This window comes from Paenibacillus sp. fava2, from assembly GCF_058313675.1.
The window spans coordinates 5,071,476-5,093,658 of sequence record NZ_CM177755.1 but is presented as its reverse complement, the minus strand read 5'-3'; the positions used below and the strand labels follow the sequence as shown (position 1 = coordinate 5,093,658).

At 52.0% G+C, this 22,183-nt stretch carries 21 protein-coding genes; 14 read left to right on the top strand and 7 right to left on the bottom strand.

Features of this window, described 5'->3' with window-relative positions; genetic code table 11:
• Nucleotides 1–14: 14 nt before the first annotated feature.
• Nucleotides 15–2,306, top strand: a complete 2,292-nt coding sequence (gene metE, locus AC4G46_RS22510; protein ID WP_491124659.1) for a 5-methyltetrahydropteroyltriglutamate--homocysteine S-methyltransferase — start codon at nt 15–17, stop codon at nt 2,304–2,306.
• Nucleotides 2,307–2,397: 91 nt separating this feature from the next.
• On the opposite strand, the gene AC4G46_RS22505 is transcribed toward metE, so the two are convergent.
• On the bottom strand, nt 2,398–2,775 hold the full coding sequence (locus tag AC4G46_RS22505; protein ID WP_491124658.1) for a VOC family protein: 378 nt from the start codon (nt 2,773–2,775) through the stop codon (nt 2,398–2,400).
• 205 nt (nt 2,776–2,980) lie between these two features.
• Nucleotides 2,981–3,133 (bottom strand): DUF1540 domain-containing protein, encoded by a 153-nt coding sequence (locus tag AC4G46_RS22500; RefSeq protein ID WP_090712784.1) that lies wholly within the window; start codon nt 3,131–3,133, stop codon nt 2,981–2,983.
• Nucleotides 3,134–3,559: 426 nt separating this feature from the next.
• On the opposite strand from AC4G46_RS22500, the gene AC4G46_RS22495 reads away from it, so the two are divergent.
• Together AC4G46_RS22495 and AC4G46_RS22490 are read left to right on the top strand one after the other, a co-directional pair.
• The gene (locus AC4G46_RS22495) at nt 3,560–4,705 is read left to right on the top strand and encodes a DUF4349 domain-containing protein (protein ID WP_491124657.1); all 1,146 of its coding nucleotides are present in this window, start codon (nt 3,560–3,562) and stop codon (nt 4,703–4,705) included.
• A 16-nt stretch (nt 4,706–4,721) separates the two neighbouring features.
• Nucleotides 4,722–5,129, top strand: a complete 408-nt coding sequence (locus AC4G46_RS22490; protein ID WP_491124656.1) for a GNAT family N-acetyltransferase — start codon at nt 4,722–4,724, stop codon at nt 5,127–5,129.
• Between the two features lie 106 nt (nt 5,130–5,235).
• Here the strand turns inward: AC4G46_RS22490 and msrB are convergent, their stop codons facing one another.
• Nucleotides 5,236–6,222: a peptide-methionine (R)-S-oxide reductase MsrB gene (gene msrB, locus AC4G46_RS22485; protein WP_491124655.1), complete on the bottom strand. Its 987-nt coding sequence runs from the start codon at nt 6,220–6,222 to the stop codon at nt 5,236–5,238.
• Nucleotides 6,223–6,321: 99 nt separating this feature from the next.
• Nucleotides 6,322–6,942, bottom strand: a complete 621-nt coding sequence (locus AC4G46_RS22480; protein WP_491124654.1) for a TVP38/TMEM64 family protein — start codon at nt 6,940–6,942, stop codon at nt 6,322–6,324.
• Nucleotides 6,943–7,074: 132 nt separating this feature from the next.
• On the opposite strand from AC4G46_RS22480, the gene AC4G46_RS22475 reads away from it, so the two are divergent.
• The 4 genes from AC4G46_RS22475 to AC4G46_RS22460 all read left to right on the top strand — a co-directional run bounded on the left by AC4G46_RS22475 (nt 7,075) and on the right by AC4G46_RS22460 (nt 9,770).
• A complete protein-coding gene (locus AC4G46_RS22475; protein ID WP_491124653.1) occupies nt 7,075–8,013 on the top strand; it encodes a Gfo/Idh/MocA family protein in 939 nt (312 codons plus the stop codon).
• 39 nt (nt 8,014–8,052) lie between these two features.
• Nucleotides 8,053–8,355: a protein YxiS gene (gene yxiS / locus AC4G46_RS22470; protein WP_491128955.1), complete on the top strand. Its 303-nt coding sequence runs from the start codon at nt 8,053–8,055 to the stop codon at nt 8,353–8,355.
• Nucleotides 8,356–8,478: 123 nt separating this feature from the next.
• Nucleotides 8,479–8,796, top strand: a complete 318-nt coding sequence (locus AC4G46_RS22465; RefSeq protein ID WP_038594991.1) for a winged helix-turn-helix transcriptional regulator — start codon at nt 8,479–8,481, stop codon at nt 8,794–8,796.
• A gap of 251 nt (nt 8,797–9,047) precedes the next feature.
• The gene (locus tag AC4G46_RS22460; RefSeq protein WP_491124652.1) at nt 9,048–9,770 is read left to right on the top strand and encodes a hypothetical protein; all 723 of its coding nucleotides are present in this window, start codon (nt 9,048–9,050) and stop codon (nt 9,768–9,770) included.
• A 46-nt stretch (nt 9,771–9,816) separates the two neighbouring features.
• Here AC4G46_RS22460 and AC4G46_RS22455 read toward each other — a convergent pair whose 3' ends face one another.
• Together AC4G46_RS22455 and AC4G46_RS22450 are read right to left on the bottom strand one after the other, a co-directional pair.
• On the bottom strand, nt 9,817–10,257 hold the full coding sequence (locus AC4G46_RS22455) for a hypothetical protein (protein WP_491124651.1): 441 nt from the start codon (nt 10,255–10,257) through the stop codon (nt 9,817–9,819).
• Entirely contained in the window at nt 10,244–10,459 is a 216-nt protein-coding gene (locus AC4G46_RS22450) for a helix-turn-helix transcriptional regulator (RefSeq protein ID WP_491124650.1), read from the bottom strand. The genes AC4G46_RS22455 and AC4G46_RS22450 overlap by 14 nt, the downstream gene beginning before the upstream one ends.
• Before the next feature lie 190 nt (nt 10,460–10,649).
• Here AC4G46_RS22450 and ric point away from each other — a divergent pair, with 190 nt between their 5' ends.
• From ric to AC4G46_RS22425, 5 genes are all read left to right on the top strand, one after another.
• The gene (gene ric / locus AC4G46_RS22445; RefSeq protein WP_491124649.1) at nt 10,650–11,375 is read left to right on the top strand and encodes an iron-sulfur cluster repair di-iron protein; all 726 of its coding nucleotides are present in this window, start codon (nt 10,650–10,652) and stop codon (nt 11,373–11,375) included.
• A gap of 259 nt (nt 11,376–11,634) precedes the next feature.
• Nucleotides 11,635–12,324, top strand: a complete 690-nt coding sequence (locus AC4G46_RS22440) for a hypothetical protein (protein ID WP_491124648.1) — start codon at nt 11,635–11,637, stop codon at nt 12,322–12,324.
• Nucleotides 12,325–12,587: 263 nt separating this feature from the next.
• The gene (gene nirB, locus AC4G46_RS22435) at nt 12,588–15,017 is read left to right on the top strand and encodes a nitrite reductase large subunit NirB (RefSeq protein WP_491124647.1); all 2,430 of its coding nucleotides are present in this window, start codon (nt 12,588–12,590) and stop codon (nt 15,015–15,017) included.
• 27 nt (nt 15,018–15,044) lie between these two features.
• Nucleotides 15,045–15,386 carry a nitrite reductase small subunit NirD gene (gene nirD / locus AC4G46_RS22430; RefSeq protein ID WP_491124646.1) on the top strand — a complete coding sequence of 114 codons (342 nt, stop codon included), beginning with the start codon at nt 15,045–15,047 and terminating at the stop codon, nt 15,384–15,386.
• A gap of 30 nt (nt 15,387–15,416) precedes the next feature.
• Nucleotides 15,417–16,208, top strand: a complete 792-nt coding sequence (locus AC4G46_RS22425; RefSeq protein WP_221798364.1) for a formate/nitrite transporter family protein — start codon at nt 15,417–15,419, stop codon at nt 16,206–16,208.
• Nucleotides 16,209–16,426: 218 nt separating this feature from the next.
• Here AC4G46_RS22425 and AC4G46_RS22420 read toward each other — a convergent pair whose 3' ends face one another.
• Nucleotides 16,427–17,146: a Crp/Fnr family transcriptional regulator gene (locus AC4G46_RS22420; protein WP_260509899.1), complete on the bottom strand. Its 720-nt coding sequence runs from the start codon at nt 17,144–17,146 to the stop codon at nt 16,427–16,429.
• 417 nt (nt 17,147–17,563) lie between these two features.
• Here AC4G46_RS22420 and AC4G46_RS22415 point away from each other — a divergent pair, with 417 nt between their 5' ends.
• Nucleotides 17,564–19,870 carry a glycoside hydrolase family 65 protein gene (locus AC4G46_RS22415; protein WP_491124645.1) on the top strand — a complete coding sequence of 769 codons (2,307 nt, stop codon included), beginning with the start codon at nt 17,564–17,566 and terminating at the stop codon, nt 19,868–19,870.
• The gene (locus AC4G46_RS22410) at nt 19,867–22,179 is read left to right on the top strand and encodes a glycosyl hydrolase family 65 domain-containing protein (protein WP_491124644.1); all 2,313 of its coding nucleotides are present in this window, start codon (nt 19,867–19,869) and stop codon (nt 22,177–22,179) included. The genes AC4G46_RS22415 and AC4G46_RS22410 overlap by 4 nt, the downstream gene beginning before the upstream one ends.
• Nucleotides 22,180–22,183: the final 4 nt, after the last annotated feature.

Genomic DNA, 22,183 nt, shown 5'->3' with positions numbered 1-22,183 from the left:
AGGAGTGAGTCATTATGTCTAGCACTATAACAACAAGCAGCCTCGGTTACCCGAGAATCGGCAAAAACCGGGAATGGAAGAAGCTTCTCGAAGATTTCTGGGGCGGCAAAATCAGCGAGGAGCAGCTGAGGGCCGGTATGGCCGGTCTGCAGCTTCAGCATCTGAGAACACAGCAGCAGGCAGGAATTGACCTGATTCCGGTCGGCGACTTCACCTTCTATGATCATGTGCTGGACACGGCTGCCATGTTCGGCATCATCCCGCCGCGTTACGGCTATGAGGGCGGAGAGATTTCCCTGGAGCTGTATTTTGCAATGGCCCGCGGCAACACCGGCGCCACCGCCTGCGAAATGACCAAATGGTTCAATACGAATTACCACTATATCGTGCCGGAGATCGGTGAACAGACTCCGGTGCTGACAGCCAATAAGCCGCTTGCCGCTTACCGGTTCGCCAAAGAGCAGGCTGGAATCGAAGGCAAGCCGGTTGTACTCGGCCTTTACACGTTCCTGAAGCTGTCCAAGGGCTTCCGGGCTGCAGATATTGCAGCGGTAGCAGACCGCTTCCTTCCGGTCTACATCCAGCTGCTGCAGGAGCTGCAGCAGGAGGGGGTAGCCTGGGTGCAGATCGACGAGCCTGCGGTTGTCACCGGGCTGGGTACAGAAGATATCAGGCTTCTGGAGCGCATTTATGAGACTATTGCCTCTGAGGTGCCTGGACTCAAGCTGCTGCTGCAGACTTACTTTGAGGCTGCGGAGCCGCTGGAGGCGCTGCTGAACCTTCCGGTGGCCGGGCTTGGCCTGGACTTTGTCCATGATGGCGGAGCGAACCTCGAATCCATCCGGCGGCTGGGCTGGCCGGATGACAAGTGGCTCGGCGCCGGCATCATTGACGGGCGCAACATCTGGCGCAGCGATGCCGCTGCCAAGCTGGAGCTGATCCGTGAGCTGCGGGCCTTCGTGCCGGACGGACGGCTCATTCTGCAGCCGTCCTGCAGCCTGCTGCACGTACCGGTATCGGTGCAGGGCGAGGACCGGCTGAAGAGCACGGTCAGGAACGCCATCGCCTTCGCGGACGAGAAGCTGGCGGAGCTGAGCCTGATTGCTGCAGCGGCAGCGGACGGGCAGGACAGCTATGCCGCCGAGCTGGCTGAGAACCGCGAGGCCTTGTCCCTGTTCCGCGCGCTGCCGGAGCGCGGCCGCAGAGATGTAGCAGAGCAGGTGCATAGCCTGCAGCAGCTTCCGGACAGCCGCAGCCTGCCTTTTGCCGAGCGGCAGAAGGTCCAGCGCGACAAATGGCAGCTGCCGCTGCTGCCGACAACGACGATCGGCAGCTTTCCGCAGACAGCGGAGGTCCGGCAGGCCCGCCTCAAGTGGCGCAAGGGCGTGTGGAGCCAGGAGCGCTATGACGCATTCGTGCGCAAGCAGATCGAGGATGCCATTGCTTTCCAGGAAGCGCTTGGCCTGGATGTGCTGGTGCACGGGGAGTTTGAACGGACGGATATGGTGGAATTTTTCGGCGAGAAGCTGGCCGGCTATCTGTTCACCAAAGGGGGCTGGGTGCAGTCCTACGGCTCCCGCTGTGTGAAGCCGCCGGTTATCTATGCTGACGTCGCATTTACAGAGCCGATGACCGTCAAGGAAAGTGTCTATGCCCAGTCGCTCACCAAGCTGCCGGTCAAAGGAATGCTGACCGGACCGGTGACGATCCTGAACTGGTCATTCGTCCGGGATGATCTGAGCCGTGAAGCGGTGGCGAATCAGATCGCGCTCGCGCTGCGCCAGGAGGTAGAAGCGCTGGAAGCTGCCGGAATTGAGATGATCCAGGTGGATGAGCCGGCTATCCGCGAAGGGCTGCCGCTGAAGGCGGAGGATCATGAACACTATTTGAACTGGGCAGTGCGGGCTTTCAGGATTGCTACGAATCCGGTCAAGGACACAACGCAAATCCATACCCATATGTGCTACAGTGAATTTAACGATATGATTGATTCTATCTCGGCAATGGACGCGGATGTGATCTCCATTGAAACCTCACGCAGCCACGGTGAGCTGATTGTCAGCTTTGAGGAGCAGGAATATGATAAGGGAATCGGGCTTGGCGTATATGATATCCACAGTCCGCGGGTACCGGATACGCGGGAGATGACCGCCAGTATCGAACGTGCGCTGCGTGTCCTTGACGCCGGACAGTTCTGGATCAACCCGGACTGCGGCCTGAAAACCAGAGGCTGGGAAGAAACCGGTGCAGCGCTGCGCAATATGGTAGAGGCGGCAGAGCAGGTGAGGAAGGCAGTCGGAGTTTAGAAGGACGGTAACCGCGGATGCGTAAGCGTCCGCGGTTCAGAATAAACGCCACCACAATAGCTGTGGTGGCGTAATGGTCGTTGTCAGACTGTTATTTTTGCACTATCGCAAAATAGTTGTTCTCATCATCGGCGAAGTTAAACACCCGGCCTTCCGGCATCTCAACCAGCTCTCCGACAGTAATGCCCTTTGCCTGGAATTCCGTATACAGAGAGTCAATGTCATCGGTGAACAGCAGAATGGAAGGCGTACCCAGATTAAGCTCCGGCTGCATTTCAGCGATGAGCTGCTTGTTGTGAAGCACGAATGAGGTCTGAGCGCCTTCTGCTGGCGATATTTCAATGCAGCGCAGGCCTTGTCCGTTGTCCGCTTCCGAAACTTTGATAAACCCGAGCTTTTCTGTCCAAAAGCGCAATGCCTGATCCTGATCATTTACATACAGCATAACCTGGCCAATTTGCTTGATCATCGTTCACCCTCCGGATTGGTTTAATCGTGAAAACGTAAACCCATTGTACGGTGTTTCAGCAGGGGTTGCAATCAGGCCGAATTACCGGAGTGTTTCGCAAAGGTAAAGATTTTTCATGAAAAAACACTTGATAATAATTATCATTCTTGATAAAATGAGAAACAGAAAAGAAGGAACCGTGGAGGGTCCCTTCTGAGAGTATTGCTTATTTGCTTTCGAATGTTTTGCAGTCTGTTTCTTCAGAGTGCTTAGGCTCCTTGGAGCTGTGATAAGCAACGAAGATCGATTCAGCGTTACATTTGTTCTCTTCAGCCCAGTAGGTGCAAGAGTTTACGGCACACATAACGTCTTTTGCCATGAGGGTCACCTCCCCTTATAGTAGAGTATCAATATTGTTAGAGCGAATAGCGCCCTGTTCAGCAAGGTGGAGCTTGTCCGAACAGACCTTACCCTTATTCAGATGAATACAGGGTATTTGGTGTATCTTGTCTTTTCAGAGTCGATAGGCATAATAATTGTAGCAAAAAAAGTGAATTTGCGCAAACGGATCATCCTGCAGTCGGATGGTCCGTTTTTTTATAGAACACAAATCTATATGTCTGAATTGTTAATTATGGAATCCAAGCTCAGAAAAGGATGCGATTTTACTATTTCTCCTGCAACCTTCCAGCATTTGGAACGTCAAATGGGTAGGCGGATCATCTGAAAAACAGACACAGGATGAACGTCCGGTTGCATTGCACAAAAGAAGCGTGAAATCCACTACACTTTTGGAGGAATGAGTATGCGCAAATGGGGTCTGCATTACTTGACGGGTTTATTGGTTTTGGCGGTGATACTGGCGGGCTGCGGTTCAGGTGATAACAATTCGGCAAGTGACAATGCAGCGGCGAATATGGGGGCAGCCAGTGAAGCTTCAACGGAAGCGGCGCCTGCAGCAGAAGAAACGATGAAGTACGACAGCTCAGCAGATGTGGACCTAAATCAGGTTGCCAGGGGCGGTGGAGAAGCTGACTCCGGCGGCAATACTCCGGCCGGTAAGGGCGGGAATTCAGGACAGCAGGCATCCGGCAGCTCGGCGGGGGCATCCGGGTTCAGCGGCATTGACGTAGCAGCCGGGCTGAACAAGAAGCTGATTTATAAAGCGAATCTTACCATGGAAGTAGAGGATTACGGGAAGGCCCAGTCCGAAGTGCGCAACCTGGTTACACTGGCAGGCGGATATATCATCGGCTTCACCGAGAATATGTCCGACTACGAAAAAGGCGGAAACTTTGTGATGAAGGTGCCGGCTGCGGGCTTCTCCCCGTTTCTTGACAAGCTCGAGGAGATTAAGAACAATGGGATTCAGCGGAGCATCGAGGGCCAGGATGTGTCGGAGGAGTATGTGGATCTCGAATCACGCCTTAAGGCGAAGCAGCTGATGGAGACCCAGTACATCAATTTTATGTCAAAAGCGACCAAATCCTCGGATCTTGTAGCCTTTGCCAATGAGCTTGGAGCGATTCAGGAGTCCATTGAGCAGATCAAAGGCAGAATGCGTTATATTGACCAGAATGTATCCTTTTCAACAGTAGAGCTGCGGCTCTATCAGAGCGGCTCGAGTATCGTCGATATTCAGAAAAAAGAGCAGGAGCCGCTGCTGACACGGGCCTCTGATGCGCTGTCGAAGAGTCTGCATGCCTTGTCGGTTATGTTCCAGGGGCTGTTTGTCTTCCTGGCGGCAGCATTGCCTGTACTGGTCGTATTAGCGGTCATTGTTGCTGTTGTGCTCTTTATCCGGAAGAAGCTTGGCCGGGAGCAGGAGACCAAACTGGAGCGTATACATGCCGGCAGGACTACTCAGCGCGAATTGCCGGGTCACAGCACTGGAAGCTTGACTGAGGAAGCCGAACCGCTCAAAGAAGAGGATGAACATTCGAGTAAATAGGACGGGGGAAGCGACATTGGATTTGGTATTTCTTGATAGCCTTCCTGATAATCAGGAGTATTATGAGCTTTATCAATCGACCGGCTGGGATCCGGAAGGACGCTGGACCTCAACGCTGCTTCAGGATTCCTTAATAAACAGCTGGTACACATTAAGTGTTCTCAGGGACGGAAAGCTTGCCGCAGCCGGCAGAATGGTTTCCGACGGTGTAATCCAGTGTGTGATTTGCGATGTAATCGTAAGGCCGGATTATCAAGGTCTCGGGATCGGTACAATGGTAATGGAACGCTTGATCGGCCATTGCAAAGCAAAGGGAATCCGCTGGATTCAGCTGTCCGCAGCAAGCGGAAAAGCAGCCTTTTATGAAAGGTTTGGCTTTGTGCCAAGAGCTGCCGATGCACCGGGGATGAGCCTGTTTCTGTAAACTTCCCGAATGTTATGCATAATAAAGCCTCCAACCCGTCAAAAGATGGGCTGGAGGCTTATTGTGTCTGTTCTGCAGGTATCAGGAACTGAACGGATTCAGCTGCTTATGCATACTGGAAAAGCACCTGGTACTCGCCGTAGCCTTCCTTTTCCAGATCCTCCTTGGGCACGAAGCGCAGGGCAGCTGAATTGATGCAGTAGCGCAGGCCATTCTCGCCGGGGCCGTCGGTGAAGACATGGCCGAGATGCGAATCGGCAACCTTGCTGCGGACCTCAGTGCGGATCATCAGATGGCTGAGATCTGTTTTTTCCTTAACCGCATAATCGCGGAGCGGACGGGTGAAGCTGGGCCAGCCGCAGCCGGAATCATATTTGTCCCTGGAGCTGAACAGCGGCTCCCCGGAGACGATATCCACATACAGTCCGTCGCCGTGATGATCCCAGAACTCATTGCGGAACGGCGATTCGGTCGCATTATTCTGTGTAACCTCATATTGCAGCGGAGTCAGGCGCTCCTTGAGGCTCTGCTTATCCTCTTTATGCTTCCAGTGGTCTTCAATAAAGGCTTCCCGGCCGGAGCCCTTGCGGTAACGCTTGTAATGGGCGGGATTTTTGCGGTGGTAATCCTGATGATATTCCTCTGCCGGATAAAAAGGCTTGGCCGGAAGAATGGGTGTTACAATCGGTGCCGAGAAGCGTCCGCTGGCTGCCAGCGCCGCTTTGGAGGCTTCAGCTTCCAGGCGCTGTTCTTCAGAATGATAGAAGACGGCTGTGCCGTAAGAGGTCCCGCGGTCATGGAACTGGCCGCCGGCATCTGTCGGATCAATCTGCTGCCAGAACAGCTCAAGCAGCTTGCTGTATGGGAAAATGTCAGGGTTAAATGTAATTTGTACTGCTTCTACATGCCCGGTCGTTTCCGAGCAGACTTCCTGATAGGTCGGATTAACGGTATGGCCGCCTGTATACCCGGAGATAATTCCGCCTATGCCCGGCAAGTCTTCAAACGGGGATACCATACACCAGAAGCAGCCGCCTGCAAAGGTGGCCTTTTCTGTCTTCGAGCCTATATGTTCAGATTGAATTTCACTCATGAATATCCCTCCATATTATGGAATGCTATTTAATTGATTAAAATTTAATTATATTATAAAACAAATAAGCACAGTCTGCCAACGCCCCGGCCAGCATGATCAACGTTCTTTGGGCTTACCCTCTGCCCGCATGCGCAGAGACCATCCGGCCGCTGCCAATACTGTCCCATACAGGGCCAATGCTGCAATCACGCTCCCGGGATGACCGGACAGCCCGCCTCCGAGAAACGCATATAAGGCAATGCCCGGAAGCTTGCCGATTCCGGATGCTGCCAGATAGCTCCAGAAGGGCAACCCTGCAGCGCCGGCATATATGTTCACTGCAGTCTGCGGAACTACCGGCAGCAGTCTGGCCAACACAATGGAAGCAAACGGGCGGCGCTGAACAGCAGCGGTGAATTTATGGAGCGCGGGCACTGAAGCCAGATAAGTAAAGGCGCGCTGCTGAAACAGATATTTTACGAGACCGTACATGGCCGCTGCGGCAATCGTTGTTGCGCTCCAGCAGATGACTGCCGCCCAAAAGCCTCCGTACACATAACCGAACAAGCCGATGATCAGTTTGTAGGGAAGGACAGGGAACAGGGCCAGAAGCACAGCGGCAATAAAAGACAGAACAGGGCTATGATCCTCACGCAGCCAGTCCAGCAGATCATATCTGTAGATAAACGCGAGAATAATAACCGAAACATACAGGAGAACCATCAATCCTTTTCGCATTTCTACTATGCCCCTTCACAAGCTGTTCCTCTCATCATACTGAAAAAAAACCGATTAATGAAGCAAAGATCATTGTCGCAGCGGCATGTCACGGTATAATACATCTATACGACATGAAAAGGAAGATGTACTATGAACACTCCCGTACGTAAAAGAGTCGCGATGATCGGGATCGGCGATATCGCCCGCAAAGTATATCTGCCGCTTCTGACCCGCCACGATCAGGCAGAGGTGGTCGGCGTGCTCAGCCATTCGCCGGCTACTGTGCAGGGGGCTGTCCGGTCCTACCGGTTACCCAAGGGTACAACGGATCTGGATGAGCTGCTCTCCTGGGACCTGGATGCAGTCTTTGTGCACAGTCCCACTACAACCCATTATGAGTATGTTACCAAATGTCTGGAGCACGGATTACCGGTGTATGTGGATAAGCCGTTATCTTATGACCTGGAGGAATCGCAGCGGATGGCCAAGCTGGCTGAGGAGCGGGGACTGCTGCTGGCTGTCGGCTTCAACCGCCGGTTCGCACCGATGTATACGGCAGCCAAAGCATGGCTTGAGAAGGCAGGCGGAATCAGCCAGTGTCATGCGGTCAAGCACCGCACCAGCCTGCAGAACGGCAGCAGCCATGAGACGGTCCATGATGATCTGATCCATATGCTTGATCTGCTGCTGTGGCTGTGCGGCAATGACTATGAGCTGCTAAGAAGCAGTCTTAACTCCGACAGTGAAGGACGGCTGCTTCAGTCTTCCGGAATTCTTGGCTGGAACCGGGGAGTTACCGGAATATACAGCATGGTAAGGGATGCCGGAGCTGATATTGAGAAGCTGGAGCTGCACGGAAGCGGGAGATCAGTAGAGGTAACGGATCTGGAACGGGCGGTGTTATATGAAAAGGGTTCACTGCCGCGCAACCAAAATTTCGGCAGCTGGGATACCGTTCTGGAGCGCAGAGGGTTCAGCGGAGCGGTCAAGCATTTTTTAAGTACAATTGATACACCAGAGCAGTGCAGCATCTCTGCTTCCGCCGTATTGCCGGGTCACAGGCTGGCGGCAGAGCTGACTGCCAGATAAACAGAGAGGAGCAATAACGTGGACGATTACCGCAAATCAATGGAGGAGCAAATCATCGAGAGCTACAAGCGGGATGAAGAAATGATGATTCTCGTGTTTGCCCAGTGGTGTGTAAACAACAAGCTGGACCCGCATGCCCTGTATTTGCAGGCTTATCCTCAGCAGGAAGGAAATGCCGCACTTAGCCGGGCGCTTGCCCTGACTGTACCGGAAGAAGAAGCCGGGGACATATCCGATGATACGGTTCTCGGGGTGCTGTCGCTGTACGGCAACGATGATCTGGCTTACGTAGTAACTGAGGCCATCTCCCGGCGCAAGCCGCAGGCAGGCACAGGGGATTGACACTGCGGATATAATAAGGTAGGCTGTGAACTTTTTTTGGGAAAACGATGTTCATTATGCTATAAATATGTTAAAATTATATATACTAACTAATAGTTAGCTTCACAACGAGAGGTGAGAACAATGGAAGAACATCAGCTGACGATGTGCCCAAGATTCGAAACGGCCTTCTCTTTCTTAGGCAAACGCTGGAATGGACTTATTATCCAGACATTGATGAGCGGCCCGAAACGCTTCAAGGATATTTCCGGCCTGATCCCGTCAATGAGCGATAAAATGCTGTCGGAACGAATGAAGGATCTGGAATGCGAAGGCATTCTGGTAAGACATGTGTATCCTGAAACTCCGGTACGCATCGAGTATGAATTAACAACAAAGGGCCGCGCGCTTGAGCCGGTCATGCAGCAGATCCAGTCCTGGGCCGAGAGCTGGGTCGAATAGTCCCGCTACTGCAGTCCTGTTGATAGCCCCTTTTTCCGCTAATGGAATGAGGGGCTTTTTCATCTGTTAATCAGGTCTATATAAATTTTTAATAAATAAAACTTGCACAACTGACGCGGAAATGTAATATAATAGGAAAAACTGGCGTGGCCAGCCTGTCTAGCCGCTGATTATGATGTCGCAGAGAATTTGTGTGAAAGCGTAACCAAAGTGTGAAATCCGTTCTGCACAACATTTAGGAGGCGAGGAAGATGAAAACCACCTTGTTTTCCCGGGAAATAACCTATGGAAAAGAGGATGTTGCCGAACTGGAGACTGCTTCGATCAAAGTCCAGCTTATTTATGATAAGGCGCTGTTCATGTTACACGGCTATCTTCCCGGCTCCTTATGGGATTCGTGGATCGGTGTGCCCTATGAAATTATTTCCTCTTTATATAAAGGGGATAATGACAGCGGAAGTGTCTTTCAGAAATGGATTCAGAGTCCGTCCGGCTGGAAATGCATCGGCTGTGAGCGGCACTGCCTGGAGCCTGCGGATGCTGCAAAGCGGGCCGTATCAGGAAGCCAGCGGCTGTTCACCTTTCATAACGGGATAAGACAGAGCATGGTTTTGCAGGCTGTAATTTGGTCACTGTATGAGAATACGCTTCTGTTCCAGCACTATCTGGGCAGCGAGGCATTTCTGGACGGGGATGATCTGGATACTATAGGGCATTATTTTGTGCCGACTTATGTCAGCCCGTTCCGGCTGAGCGGGAATGGTAAGCCATTTAAAGAATATAAGGAAGATCATATACAGGTGTACCAGGAATGGATATCCGCCCCTGATCTGGTTCTGCAGTGGAACGGCGGGCTGACTGAAGGAAGATGGATGACAGGTGTGTATGTGGATCACTCCAAGTTTGCCGGGCTAGGCCCCTATCTGAAGGACGCCCAGGGGAAGCGTACGTATATGCAGGCTACGATACAGTAGCTGTTATAATACAAAGCACCTCTATCCGGAGGTGCTTTTTGCGCTGTTAGGCTTCGTCCTGCTCAGCCCGTCTCCTAATCCAGCGGACACCGCCCAGGATAACGACTGCGACTGTTGCCGAAATGATCAGCAGAGGGAGGGCAGTGCCACGAACCGGTGATTCACCGGCTGTATTGGACAGGGTCAGTGTTATTACACACACCGCTATGAGCACTGCGAGCAAAGCGCCAACCAGACTCCGGCTCGCGGACGTCAGGCTTCCGCTGCCCGGTCCGACATAAGAGCCGTTCCAGATGGTCCGTACCAGATAGGAGCCGGCACCGACAAGAAAGATGAAATAGTTGCTGAGCGGATAATCGAGCCAGTGAATACCGTAATTATGGAGCCCCATATCAGCGAGCAGCAGGAACGCCATCAGGTAAAAGGTCTGCCTGCCCGCCTGGTTCCGCTTCTGCAATTGCCGTTCATCCAGCTTAGCTTTTCTCATGATCATCAGCCTCCCAAAAAAGTTGATCCAGCGTCTTGCCCAAAGTCAGACAAATATCAATACATAACCTTATTGTGGGGTTGTAATCACCATTCTCGATAGCAATAATAGTCTGCCGGGTAACGCCCACAGCCTCTGCAAGCTGCTTCTGTGACAAATCCTTTTCTGCTCTGGCGGCTTTGAGCCGCAGGTTCTTTCCCATTTCTTCACCTCGGATATAATGTAATATATAGTATACACAATGTCAAACATATTATACATTTTTACTTAGTTACTATGTTCAATAAAATTTTATTTATTTAGTGCGTAAAATCACAAGCCGGGGTTCCGCCAAGCGTTATTGTGTAGAGGTAAGAAAGAACTTAGACCAATAACACGAGGGAGGGCCTATTATGACGGCCAATCAAATAAACCAGACTACAGAACAGCTTAGCTTTAGCGGTGAAGATTTCGTAAGAGATATCGTACTGAAATTTCCGAAAGCAGCAGATTACTTCAAAGGACAGCGGATCGATTTCTGCTGCGGCGGTGCAAAGCCGCTTACTGAAGCAGCCGAAGAGAAGGGCCTGAATGCAGAGGGGCTGCTCAGTGACCTGCACAAGCTGGTGGAGGAGCATCCGGTGCTTGAAGAGGATACAAAATGGAATCAGGCTTCGTCGCGCGAACTGGTAGAGCATATTGTGAACAAGCATCACCGCTACCTGCGTGAAGAGCTTCCGCAAATCAGCCAGAATGTTACCAAGGTGTTCCGTGTGCACGGTGAGGATTCCCCGCACCTGGCCGAAGTACACCGCCTGTTCAATCTGCTGCGTGAAGACCTGCTGAAGCATACCGCACAGGAAGAGGAAGTTGAATTCCCTAAAATGCTGGCTTACAGCGAGAATCCAAGCGAAGCCGGATTGGCTGAGCTGCACGAGCTGCTGCATAATCTGGAGCAGGAGCATGAAGGAGCCGGCGAAATTCTGCGCGAGCTGCGTGCGGTCACCAATGACTTCACTCCGCCGCCGCATGCCTGCACAACTTATCGTCTGACCTATGCCCGGCTTGAGGAGCTGGAAGGCATGACCTTCGAGCATGTACACCTGGAAAACAACAACCTGTTCCTGCGTTATCAATAAGCGGAGCAGTCTGTGATGTTAATGGCCCCTTCGGGGGCTTTTTCTGTGCTTAATGCAGCCTGTGCACAGCCTAAAGGGGTTATTTCCCAATTATTCCTCAGGCTCCAGCAGTAAATATTCCGGAAAATGACAGCGGTATGATTGAGAAGCCTGTCTATTTACGTTATCCTTAAATAGGAGTAATACATAACGACTACATGCCTGAGAAAATGCTGGAAGCTGTGTTCAGGCTACAAAAGGCGGTGCCGGAGAAGTGCAAGTGAAGTTGCTGTGGCGTTTGTGTCTGGGAGTCTTGTTCATTGTGATTGCCGGGGGCTGTGATGCCCTGAACGGGAATCTGGAAGTAAATAATGCTGCCGCCGGTGCTGTTCAGCCTGCGTTTTCCGTAAAAGTGGGAGATACGGATCTGACCGGCAGCTCTGGCCGGCAGATCAGTGATGCCTATAAGCCGGAGATCACCGTGAAGGAGCTGCTTGACGCCAGCGGCCTTGTCACCTTTGCCGGAGACGGCAAAGCTCTTTTGACTGTAAACCATATATCGCTCGGTCCGGATATGGCCTGGGAGATTCAACTAAGCGGTAAGCCAGTGGCTGATCCGGGCACGGTGGTCAAGAAGGAAGATACGATCCTTATAACGGCCGCTGCTGCACAGGAAGCTCTGTTTCAGCCGGTTATTCTCACCGTCAACGGCGGGATCGGCCAGCCCGAGCTGACCCAATCCTATGTGATGCCTTATACAGAGAATCTGACGGTGAGGGGACTGCTGAAAAGCAGCGGGCTGGTCCATCTGGCCGAGAATAACAGAACGCTGCTCGCTGTCAAGGAATACAAGCCGCTTTCAAATGAAGAATGGAAGCTGAAGCTGAACGATAAGACACTGCTCGACAGCGGCATAGATATGAAGCTGCGAATCCAGGATGAGCTTGAGATTTCACTGGTTTTGCGGTAATCGACCGTCACCGGCAGGAAGGATTTGTACAGCCCGTTTTTCTCTAAGCTGCAGGCAGCGGCTGAAGGGAGAGCTGGCTGTTTTTTTGTGTGCAAACTTCGAGCAATCAACAAACTAAATGTAAGCTAACATGACATGTAATATTGTGAAAAGATTCACATTTATTGTGATTGTAATCACAAATGCCGTTCAAATTTAAAATGTATAATTCAGGTACGAGATAAAATTCTAAGAATTTTAAGAGTTTTGGGGAGGTTTTAACAGTGAGAGTGGAGAGAGAAAAGTTAGTATTAATAGGCAACGGTATGGCGGGCGTAGGCACGATTGAACAGATCTTGAAGCTGGGCGGCGCTTATGATATTACGATCTTCGGCAGCGAGCCTCATCCCAATTACAACCGGATTATGCTGTCCTATGTGCTTGAAGGCAGCAAAAGCATCGAAGATATTATTCTGAATGACCGCCAGTGGTACGCAGACAACAACATTACGCTGCATACAGGAACTACGGTTGTAAAGATTGATGAGGAATCCCGCCAGGTCATCGCTGAGAACGGACTGGCTGTTCCTTACGACAAAGTTATTATTGCAACAGGCTCCAATTCCTTCATTCTGCCTGTTCCGGGCAGCACCAAAGAAGGCGTGGTCGGCTTCCGCGACATTGCTGACTGCGATGCAATGCTGGCGGCTGCCAAGCAGTACCGTACTGCGGCAGTAATCGGCGGCGGTCTGCTCGGACTTGAAGCAGCCAAAGGCCTGGTTAACCTCGGGATGGATGTCACAGTAGTGCATCTGCTGGAGGATCTGATGGAACGTCAGCTGGACCATACGGCATCGTCCATGCTGCAGGCAGAGCTTACCCGTCAAGGCGTAAAATTCGCCATGGGCAAGCAGACGGTGGAGCTGACCGGGGATGAACGTGTCAACGGACTGAGATTCAGCGACGGTTCGGAGCTGCAGGCGGATTTTGTGGTCATGGCTGTAGGTATCAAACCAAATACCCAGCTGGCTAAAGACAGCGGCATTACCGTGAACCGCGGGATTGTTGTCAATGATTATCTGCAGACTTCCATGGAGAATGTCTACTCTGTCGGTGAATGTACAGAGCATCGCGGAACCTGCTATGGTCTGGTCGCTCCTTTGTTTGAACAGGGGATGGTATTGGCTAAGCACCTGTGCGGAGCAGCTACCCAGCCGTATGAAGGTTCGGTTGTATCGACCAAGCTGAAAATTTCCGGTGTGGACGTCTTTTCGGCAGGCGAGTTTACAGATACACCGGAGCATACTGTTATCTCCGCTAAAGATGAATGGAAGAGAACCTATAAGAAGATTCTGCTCAAAAATAATGTAATTGTCGGTGCTGTACTGTTCGGTGATGTTACCGAATCTGCAAACCTGCAGAAGCTTGTGAAACAAGGCACAGAGATGACCGATGAGATTTACAGTGAAGTAATGGGAACCGGCTGCTGCGGCGGCGGTGGCAGTGCTAAGAAGGGCATGTCCGTTGAAGCAATGGCAGATGAAGAAATCGTCTGCGGCTGTAACGGGGTTACCAAAAAAGCGATTGTCGATGCGGTAACAGAGAACGGTTTTACCACTGTAGATGAAATCAAAGCCTGCACCGGAGCTACACGTTCCTGCGGCGGCTGTAAGCCGGTTGTTGAACAAATTCTTCAGTTCGTGCTGGGCGACAGCTTTAAAGAAAGCGCCAAAACCGGTATCTGCGGCTGCACATCGCTCAGCCGTGATGAAATTGTTGCCGAGATTACAGCAAAAGGACTGAAGACCACCAAGGAAGTTATGAATGTGCTGGAGTGGAAACAGCCTGAAGGCTGCTCCAAGTGCCGTCCGGCCGTCAACTATTACCTGGGCATGATCTATCCGGATACGCATGAGGATGAGAAGGAGTCGCGCTTTGTCAATGAACGGATGAGCGCCAACATTCAGAAGGACGGTACCTTTACAGTTGTTCCGCGTATGTACGGCGGTGTGACTACCCCAGAAGATCTGAAACGGATTGCGGATGTATCTCTGAAATATGATGTGAAGGTAGTCAAGGTAACCGGCGGACAGCGTCTGGACCTGATCGGCGTCAAAAAAGAAGATGTGCCAAAAGTGTGGGAAGAGCTGGATATGCCTTCAGGTTATGCCTACGCCAAATCGCTGCGCACCGTCAAAACCTGTGTCGGCAACCAATTCTGCCGTTTTGGTACACAGGACTCCATGGGTGTAGGGGCTATGCTTGAACGTAAATACGAACGCCTTGATTTCCCTGCCAAGTTCAAAATGGCGGTGAACGGCTGCCCGCGTAACTGTGCTGAATCCTGTACCAAGGATATCGGTATCGTCGGTAATGACGGCGGCTGGGAAGTATTCATCGGCGGTAACGGCGGTATCAAGCCGCGGATCGCAGATTCCTTCTGCAAAGTGAAGACCGATGAAGAGCTGGTTGAAGTATGCTCTGCCGTAATGCAGTTCTACCGTGAAACAGGCAATTATCTGGAAAGAACCTCGGAATGGGTAGAACGCATGGGTCTTGAGAAGATCCAGAGCGTAATTCTGAACAATGAGGAGAACCGCAAGGAGCTGGCGGCACGGATCGATTTTGCCCTGGCCCAGGTATCCGATCCATGGAAAAAAATGCTGAAGGAAGAAGACACACGCAGCGCCCTGTTCGAAAAAGCCCAGCACTAAAATAAACGCCCAGGAGGAGAGAAAACGATGGAAAACACAAACCATGAGTATACGATAGGGACGGTTCAGCATTTCCTGCCGCAGATCGGCCGTGTAATCGGCTGCGGTTCGGTGGAGCTGGCTGTGTTCAAAACCTCGGATGGCCAGATTTTCGCGGTGGAGAACAAGAATCCTCATCCGAAGGGCGGCCCGCTCGCGGAAGGAATTGTGTCCGGGCATTACCTGTACGATCCGCTGTATGACTGGAAAATTGATCTGCGCAGCGGAGAGGTTCAGGCTCCCGACAAAGGAAGAGTCGCCACATTCCCGGTTACTGTAGACGGGGAAAGTGTTAAAGTTACCCTGCAGGGTACATTGATTCAAAGCTAAATTTAAGATAAGAAATGGCGGGGTGGAGAGATGTTTACGCAAAGCGTCGAGAACATCGTAGAGGCAGCAGTCAGCAAACGGGATAAAATGAATGAAAATTTGCCGCGGTACTTTTTGGCGGCGCTGCTCGCAGGGGCATACGTCGGAATCGGAATTATTCTAATCTTTTCGCTGGGAGCACCGCTGGCGGCGATTAAATCGCCGTTCCAGCCGCTCGTGATGGGCGCCTCCTTCGGGATCGCCCTGACGCTGGTCATTTTTGCCGGCTCGGAGCTGTTCACCGGGAACAATATGTTTTTTACCGTCAGTACCCTTGCCGGAAGAACATCCGTATGGGACACGGTCAAAAACTGGGTGATTGTTTTTATCGGCAACGTCGGCGGCGCCGTTATCCTGGCCCTGCTGATCCAGGGCACCGGATTATTCAAGGCAGCTCCCGCGGAGCATCTGATCTTCGCCGCCGCAGCCAAAAAAATGACGCTTCCGTTCTCGGAGCTGTTCTTCCGCGGCATTCTCTGTAACTGGCTTGTCTGTCTGGCCATCTGGATGTCCTCACGTGCCAAAAGCGAAGCTGCCAAGCTGGTGCTCATCTGGTGGTGCCTGTTCGCCTTCATCGCCAGCGGCTACGAGCACAGCGTCGCTAACATGACCCTGCTTAGCGTGGCTGTTCTGCTGCCTAACCACCCTGAGACCGTTACAGTAGCCGGCTGGCTGCATAACATGATTCCGGTTACGCTCGGCAACATCATCGGCGGCGGCTTGTTCGTCGGCGCAGCATACTGGCTGATCTCTCCTGTCCGCAACAAGTTCAGCAAACGTTAAGGAAGTCCTGATAAACTGTCCTGAAGGCATAAGCCTTTGGGGCAGTTTTTTTGTTACACCGGGTGTATACGGTGCTTGGGGGATAGGCCTATGAAAAGTCGCCTGAACACAGAAAAAAAGACGCCTGCACGGCGCCTTTGACCACTCTATTTTTATTAAATAATATTTGGGCCAGAACTGTTTCAATGAGGAGAATAGAGGGTATTATTACTAGGGAATTAAATCCGGCAAATTTCGTTCGGACACATTTCGCAGTGGCAGATCTCCTGCAGCATACCAAGATCCTTGATGACGATCATGCCATTCTCATATTCAACTGCATCTTTTTTACGCAGATCGCTCAGCATACGGTTGACACTCTCACGGGTAGCGCCGATCATGTTGGACAGATCCGTATGCGTAATTTTTTTGTTGATCAGAATGTTGTCGCCATTCTTCTCGCCGTAGGTGTTGCCAAGACGGATCAGGGTAGAGCACAATGCGCCCGGTTTGCCGTACATCATCAAATCACGGAATTTCGTCTGTGTGAGACGGTGGTGAATGCCCATCCACTTCATAAAGTCAATCGCAAAATCACAGTGCTGGCAGATCAGAATCTCCAGATCCTTCTGCTCAATTACGCCAACTTCGCTTTCTTCAATGACTTCAGCGGTGAAGCTGTGCTTCGTGCTGAAGAACGGGTCGGCCTGGCCAACCATGTCACCTGCCTGGTACATATAAAGAATGAGTTCCTTGCCTTCGTCTGTAGATTTGGTCAGCTTCACGCGTCCACGTTTGATATAAAACAATTTATCCGAGTAGTCGCCTTCCCAGAACAGATGTGATCCTTCAGGGACCATACGTTCCTTCATTGTAACGAGAAGTCTGTTGAAATTCTGTTCGGAGAAACAGTTTGTATTTCCGTGGGCTTCGATAACATTGTAATGTTCCTTTATCATAATAATCGACATCCCCTTTATTCCCTCAGTTTTTCAGTAAATTTTAAATTAATTATACATGGTAATTCCTCTTTATGGTTAAAAATTTTCGCGAAAAAGTGTCGAATTTTTAACATTGTGATAATTTTCACTTCAAATATGTGAGAATTGATACGTTTTTCACCGTGACAGGGGAAAATCCATATATATTCGTCTATTATAACAGCCGTTTCCCAATTAGCACAATTGCTGGGAGGCGGTTATTTTGTGTTTTCTGCCTGAAAGGAGACATTTCTTATAGATTATATTGTGAAATAGGGATTTTATTCAACTCCGTAAAAATGCACATAACTCCGTTACAGCCTGACATTGGCCCTGTGAAAGATGCAAGGTACGCTTATGGCGTGTATCAAAAAAACGGAGAAGGAGAAATCAGACATGGCGAAAGTAGCGGATAAATATTTAAAGGTAGATCCGTGGGCGGTAATCGAAGAAGGCTTTGATCCGGGGCGTAATAGAGTATCGGAGTCAATTTTTTCGCTGGGCAATGAATACATGGGGGTGCGTGGCTATCCGGAGGAGGGGTACTCGGGCGATACGCTGCTGGGCAGCTATTTTAACGGATTATATGAAGAGCACGCCACCGGGAGCCATTATAAAGGGATCATCCGCTCGCTGCGTTATATGGTGAATGCAGTGGACTGGCTGTATACCCGGATTACTGTTGACGGCGAACAGCTGGATCTGGCTCACAGTAAGGTGAAGGGCTTCAGCCGCAGGCTGGATTTCCGTACCGGTACTTACAGCCGTGAATTCGTGTGGCTGCTGGAGAGCGGAAAAGAGCTGAAGATCACGTTCACCCGTCTGGTCAGCATGACGATGTCACATCTCGGGCTGCAGAAGGTGGACTTTGAGCCGCATAATTTCACGGGTGAGGTGCAGGTGTGTGCAGGGCTTGATTTCGGGGCAGTCCATGAGGAGCGGGGCCAAAGTATGTGGAAAAGCCTGCGCAGCGGTTCTGCGGAGGGAATTACGGCAATTATGGCAGAAACGCTGACCACCGGCAACAAGCTGTTCGCAGGCTTTGCCTTGCATTCTCCGGCTGAGCTGAATCCGTGTGCGGTAGTGCGTGACAGGTTCGCGGGCCAGTCCTTCACGCTGCCTTTAATAGAAGGAGAAAGGATTCATTATACGAAGCTTGCCGTCAATTGTGCGGACACCGGAAGTACGCGCAGTCAAGAGCAGCTCTGGGAAGAAGGTATGAAGCTTGCCGCAGCGGCAGCAGAGCTTGAAGCAGAGGATGTGTTTGAGGCCCAGGCCGCCTACTGGAAGGAGATCTGGGAAACCAGTGACATTTGCATTGAAGGGGATCCGGAGAATCAGCAGGGCATCCGTTTCTGTATCTTCCAGCTGTACCAGACATACCACGGCGACCATCCGGGCTATAACATCGGGGCGAAGGGCCTGACAGGCGAAGCATACCGGGGATTGGCTTTCTGGGATACGGAGTCTTACTGCCTGCCTTTTTATATATTTAACAATCCGAAGGCAGCCCGCAGCCTGCTGGAATTCCGCTATAAGACTCTGCCGGAGGCAATGGAGCGGGCCGGGGAAGTGGATTGTGAAGGAGCCTGCTATCCCATAGCGACCATCGACGGAACGGAAAGCTGTGACCTGTGGCAGCACTCCAATCTGCAGCTGCATGTCGGGACGGCTGTCTCCTACGGCATCTGGCATTATGTGAAAAATACGGGTGATAAGGAGTTTCTCTACAGTAAAGGTGCCGAGATGCTGATTCAGATCAGCCGGTTCTATGCCACCCGCGGACAGTGGGGAGCACGCAGCGGGGAGTACGGGTATTTTGGCGTAATGGGTCCAGATGAATTTCAGCTGATGGTGAACAATAACTGCTATATCAATCTGATGGCCAAAAAGCTGTTCGAGTACACGGGAGACACACTGGCTGAAATGCGGGAGTCTATACCGGAGCGGTTTGCTCAGCTGACTGCCGTGACTGCGCTCCGTGATGATGAACTGGCGGACTGGGCAAATAAAGCAGAGCATATGAAGATTCCTTTTGACCCGGCCAGCGGCGTCTATGAGGAGCATGACGGGTTCTTTGATATGCCGCATATGGATATCCACTCTATTCCGGTGACGGAGTTTCCGCTGTATTCGAACTGGTCCTACGACCGGCTGTACCGCTATGACATGATCAAGCAGCCTGATGTGCTGATGTTCATGTTCCTGTATAACAGTGAATTCACCAGAGCAGCCAAGCTTGCCAATTATGACTATTATGAGCCGCGCTGTATCCATGAATCCTCGCTGTCACCGTCCATTCACTCGATTCTCGCCAGTGAGCTCGGCAAGTATGATGAGGCATACCGGTTCTTCGAATTCGCTACCCGGCTGGATTTGGATAACTATAACCGCAATACCCGCGAGGGACTGCATACCACCTCGATTGCTGCAGCCTGGATGAATATTGTTTACGGGTTCGGCGGCATGCGTTCAGACGGGGAGCGGCTCAGCTTCAGTCCAACGCTGCCTGAGCGCTGGACGTCCTACAGCTTCCATGTACAGTACGAAGGAGTACTGGTCCGTATGGAGGTTGGACAGAAGGGGGTACAGATACAGGCGGTTTCCGGCGGCAGAACAGAAATGATGGTGTACGGACAGCGGGTGAGCGTTGGTCGGGACATTGTAACGCTTCCGCTTGCTGAAGGGCTGGTGGCCGGATGAGCTGGATGGTAGAGGACCGGGAATTCAGCCGGGAAAATATTGTTACGAACGGAAATAAATATATGACCGGTAACGGTTATATGGGCTGCCGCGGAACGCTGGAGGAATTCGGGAAGGAGCAGCTTGCTGCAATTACGCTTGCCGGAGTGTACGATCAAGCCGGAGGAAAATGGCGGGAGCCGGTAAATGCGCCGAACCCGCTGTTCACCAGACTCTCCTGCAACGGTGAACGGCTGGGAGTACTTGACGCAGAGCCGTTGTCGCACAGGCAGGAGCTGGATATTTCTGCGGCGGTGCACAAGCGTAAGACGGTATACAGCATCAGCGGAGGCGAGCTGGATTTTACCGCCGAGCGCTTCGTCAGCATGGGTCAGCTGCATGTGCTGGCGGCCAGGTTTAGCCTGGTTGCCACGTCAGATTGCCGGATTGAGCTGGAGACGGGCATCGACAGTGAGGTGTGGGATATTAACGGCCCGCATTTATACGGACTGCAGGAGCAGCGTATAGAGGGAGTGCTTCTGTCTACAGCAGTGACAGGTGAGCTTGGTCTGCAGGTAGCGGTCGCAGAAATGACCGTATGCCGTTTTGAGACACAAGAAACGGCGGGGGAGGGTGCACGCCGGTTCATTGCTTTTGACATCAAGGCCGGAGAGGTTTACGAATGGTTTAAATATGCGGCAGTCTATACGGAACTGGACTGCAGCGATCCGGCCGTACTGGCACTGCAGAATCTACGCACAGCGGAAGCAGCCGGATATGGACAACTGCTTGCAGCCCACTGTGAAGCCTGGGCGGAACACTGGAAGCGGAGCGATTGCCTCATTGAAGGAGATGACGCCGCGCAGTTTGCGCTCAGATACAGCATCTATCAACTGCTGATCATTGCTCCGACTGAATCGGAGAAGGTATCGATTCCGGCCAGAGGGCTGTCCGGTCAGGTGTACAAGGGTGCAGTGTTCTGGGACACGGAGATGTTCATGCTGCCCTTTTTCCTGCATACAGACCCTGGCACAGCCCGCAATCTGCTGATGTACCGGGTTCATACGCTGGGCGGTGCGCGGCGGAAGGCGGCTGAATATGGTTACCTGGGTGCCTTTTACGCCTGGGAGAGCCAGGATACGGGCGACGATGCCTGTACGCTTTTTAATGTAAACGATGTATTTACTGGCCGGCCGATGCGCACCTATTTCCGGGATAAGCAGGTGCATATCAGCGCGGATGTTGTCCACGGCATCTGGCAGTACATTGCGTTCACCGGGGACGACAGCCTGCTTATGGACGGCGGGGCCGAAGTGATCTGGGAATGCGCCCGTTTCTTCTATTCCTATGCCTACTATAATCCGGTTAAGCAGCGCTATGAAATTCTGGATGTTACCGGTCCTGACGAGTACCATGAGCGTGTCAATAACAATGCTTTTACCAATGCCCTGGTAGGCAGGACATTGGAGGTAGCGCTGGAGTGTGCGGAGCTGCTGCAGACCGTGTATCCGGAGCAGTATAGCCGGCTGGCCGTACAATTCGCAGAGGGGCCTTTTCTGAAGGAATTCCGGGAAATGCTGGAGTCCTTCTACATTCCACAGCCAGATCCGGACACCCTGCTCATCGAGCAGTTTGACCGCTACTATAGGCTGGAGGATGTTCCGCTGGCAGAGCTGAAAGCCCGAGTGCTCAACCCTAATGAATACTTGGGCGGCGGCAACGGGCTTGCGACTACGACTACCATCCTAAAGCAGGCTGATGTGGTGCTTATGCTGAATTTGTTCAAAGGCTCATATTCCAGAGCGATCAAGCAGGCCAACTGGGAGTACTATGAACCGCGTACCGAGCACGGCTCCAGCCTGAGCCCGTGTATCTATGCGCTGGTAGCGGCAGATATCGGTTCACCCGACTGGGGATACCCTTACTTTATGCGTACCGCTACTGTGGATTTGACCGGGAAATCCAAGCAGTATGTCGGGGATCTGTATATCGGCGGAACGCATCCGGCTGCGAATGGAGGAGCCTGGATGGCGGCAGTGCTCGGCTTTGCCGGTGTACAGTTTGACGGGAAGACGCTGCAGGTGAAGCCTGCGCTGCCTGAGCAATGGACGGCTGTGGACCTGCCGCTGAGCCTGCGGGGCGGCAGCTTCCGGCTGAGAGTCAGCCGGGAGGAGATAACCGTTAGCGCTGCTGCGGGTAACAGGGACGCTCTTATGGTATGCGCGTCCGGCAGCGCAGATCAGCTATGCCGGCCCGGAGCGGTGCTGACGCTGAAGACTGCGGGGGCTGCCGCTGCGGGTGCCAATGGCCATACTATTGCTGCTGAATAACAGC

What these genes read in the sequence shown, in the direction of transcription:
- metE (WP_491124659.1), top strand. Translation starts at nt 15, where the DNA reads ATGTCTAGCACTATAACAACAAGCAGCCTCGGTTACCCGAGAATCGGC.
- AC4G46_RS22505 (WP_491124658.1), bottom strand. Translation starts at nt 2,775, where the DNA reads ATGATCAAGCAAATTGGCCAGGTTATGCTGTATGTAAATGATCAGGAT.
- AC4G46_RS22500 (WP_090712784.1), bottom strand. Translation starts at nt 3,133, where the DNA reads ATGGCAAAAGACGTTATGTGTGCCGTAAACTCTTGCACCTACTGGGCT.
- AC4G46_RS22495 (WP_491124657.1), top strand. Translation starts at nt 3,560, where the DNA reads ATGCGCAAATGGGGTCTGCATTACTTGACGGGTTTATTGGTTTTGGCG.
- msrB (WP_491124655.1), bottom strand. Translation starts at nt 6,222, where the DNA reads ATGAGTGAAATTCAATCTGAACATATAGGCTCGAAGACAGAAAAGGCC.
- AC4G46_RS22480 (WP_491124654.1), bottom strand. Translation starts at nt 6,942, where the DNA reads ATGCGAAAAGGATTGATGGTTCTCCTGTATGTTTCGGTTATTATTCTC.
- AC4G46_RS22475 (WP_491124653.1), top strand. Translation starts at nt 7,075, where the DNA reads ATGAACACTCCCGTACGTAAAAGAGTCGCGATGATCGGGATCGGCGAT.
- yxiS (WP_491128955.1), top strand. Translation starts at nt 8,053, where the DNA reads ATGGAGGAGCAAATCATCGAGAGCTACAAGCGGGATGAAGAAATGATG.
- AC4G46_RS22465 (WP_038594991.1), top strand. Translation starts at nt 8,479, where the DNA reads ATGGAAGAACATCAGCTGACGATGTGCCCAAGATTCGAAACGGCCTTC.
- AC4G46_RS22460 (WP_491124652.1), top strand. Translation starts at nt 9,048, where the DNA reads ATGAAAACCACCTTGTTTTCCCGGGAAATAACCTATGGAAAAGAGGAT.
- AC4G46_RS22455 (WP_491124651.1), bottom strand. Translation starts at nt 10,257, where the DNA reads ATGAGAAAAGCTAAGCTGGATGAACGGCAATTGCAGAAGCGGAACCAG.
- AC4G46_RS22450 (WP_491124650.1), bottom strand. Translation starts at nt 10,459, where the DNA reads ATGGGAAAGAACCTGCGGCTCAAAGCCGCCAGAGCAGAAAAGGATTTG.
- ric (WP_491124649.1), top strand. Translation starts at nt 10,650, where the DNA reads ATGACGGCCAATCAAATAAACCAGACTACAGAACAGCTTAGCTTTAGC.
- nirD (WP_491124646.1), top strand. Translation starts at nt 15,045, where the DNA reads ATGGAAAACACAAACCATGAGTATACGATAGGGACGGTTCAGCATTTC.
- AC4G46_RS22425 (WP_221798364.1), top strand. Translation starts at nt 15,417, where the DNA reads ATGTTTACGCAAAGCGTCGAGAACATCGTAGAGGCAGCAGTCAGCAAA.
- AC4G46_RS22420 (WP_260509899.1), bottom strand. Translation starts at nt 17,146, where the DNA reads ATGATAAAGGAACATTACAATGTTATCGAAGCCCACGGAAATACAAAC.
- AC4G46_RS22415 (WP_491124645.1), top strand. Translation starts at nt 17,564, where the DNA reads ATGGCGAAAGTAGCGGATAAATATTTAAAGGTAGATCCGTGGGCGGTA.
- AC4G46_RS22410 (WP_491124644.1), top strand. Translation starts at nt 19,867, where the DNA reads ATGAGCTGGATGGTAGAGGACCGGGAATTCAGCCGGGAAAATATTGTT.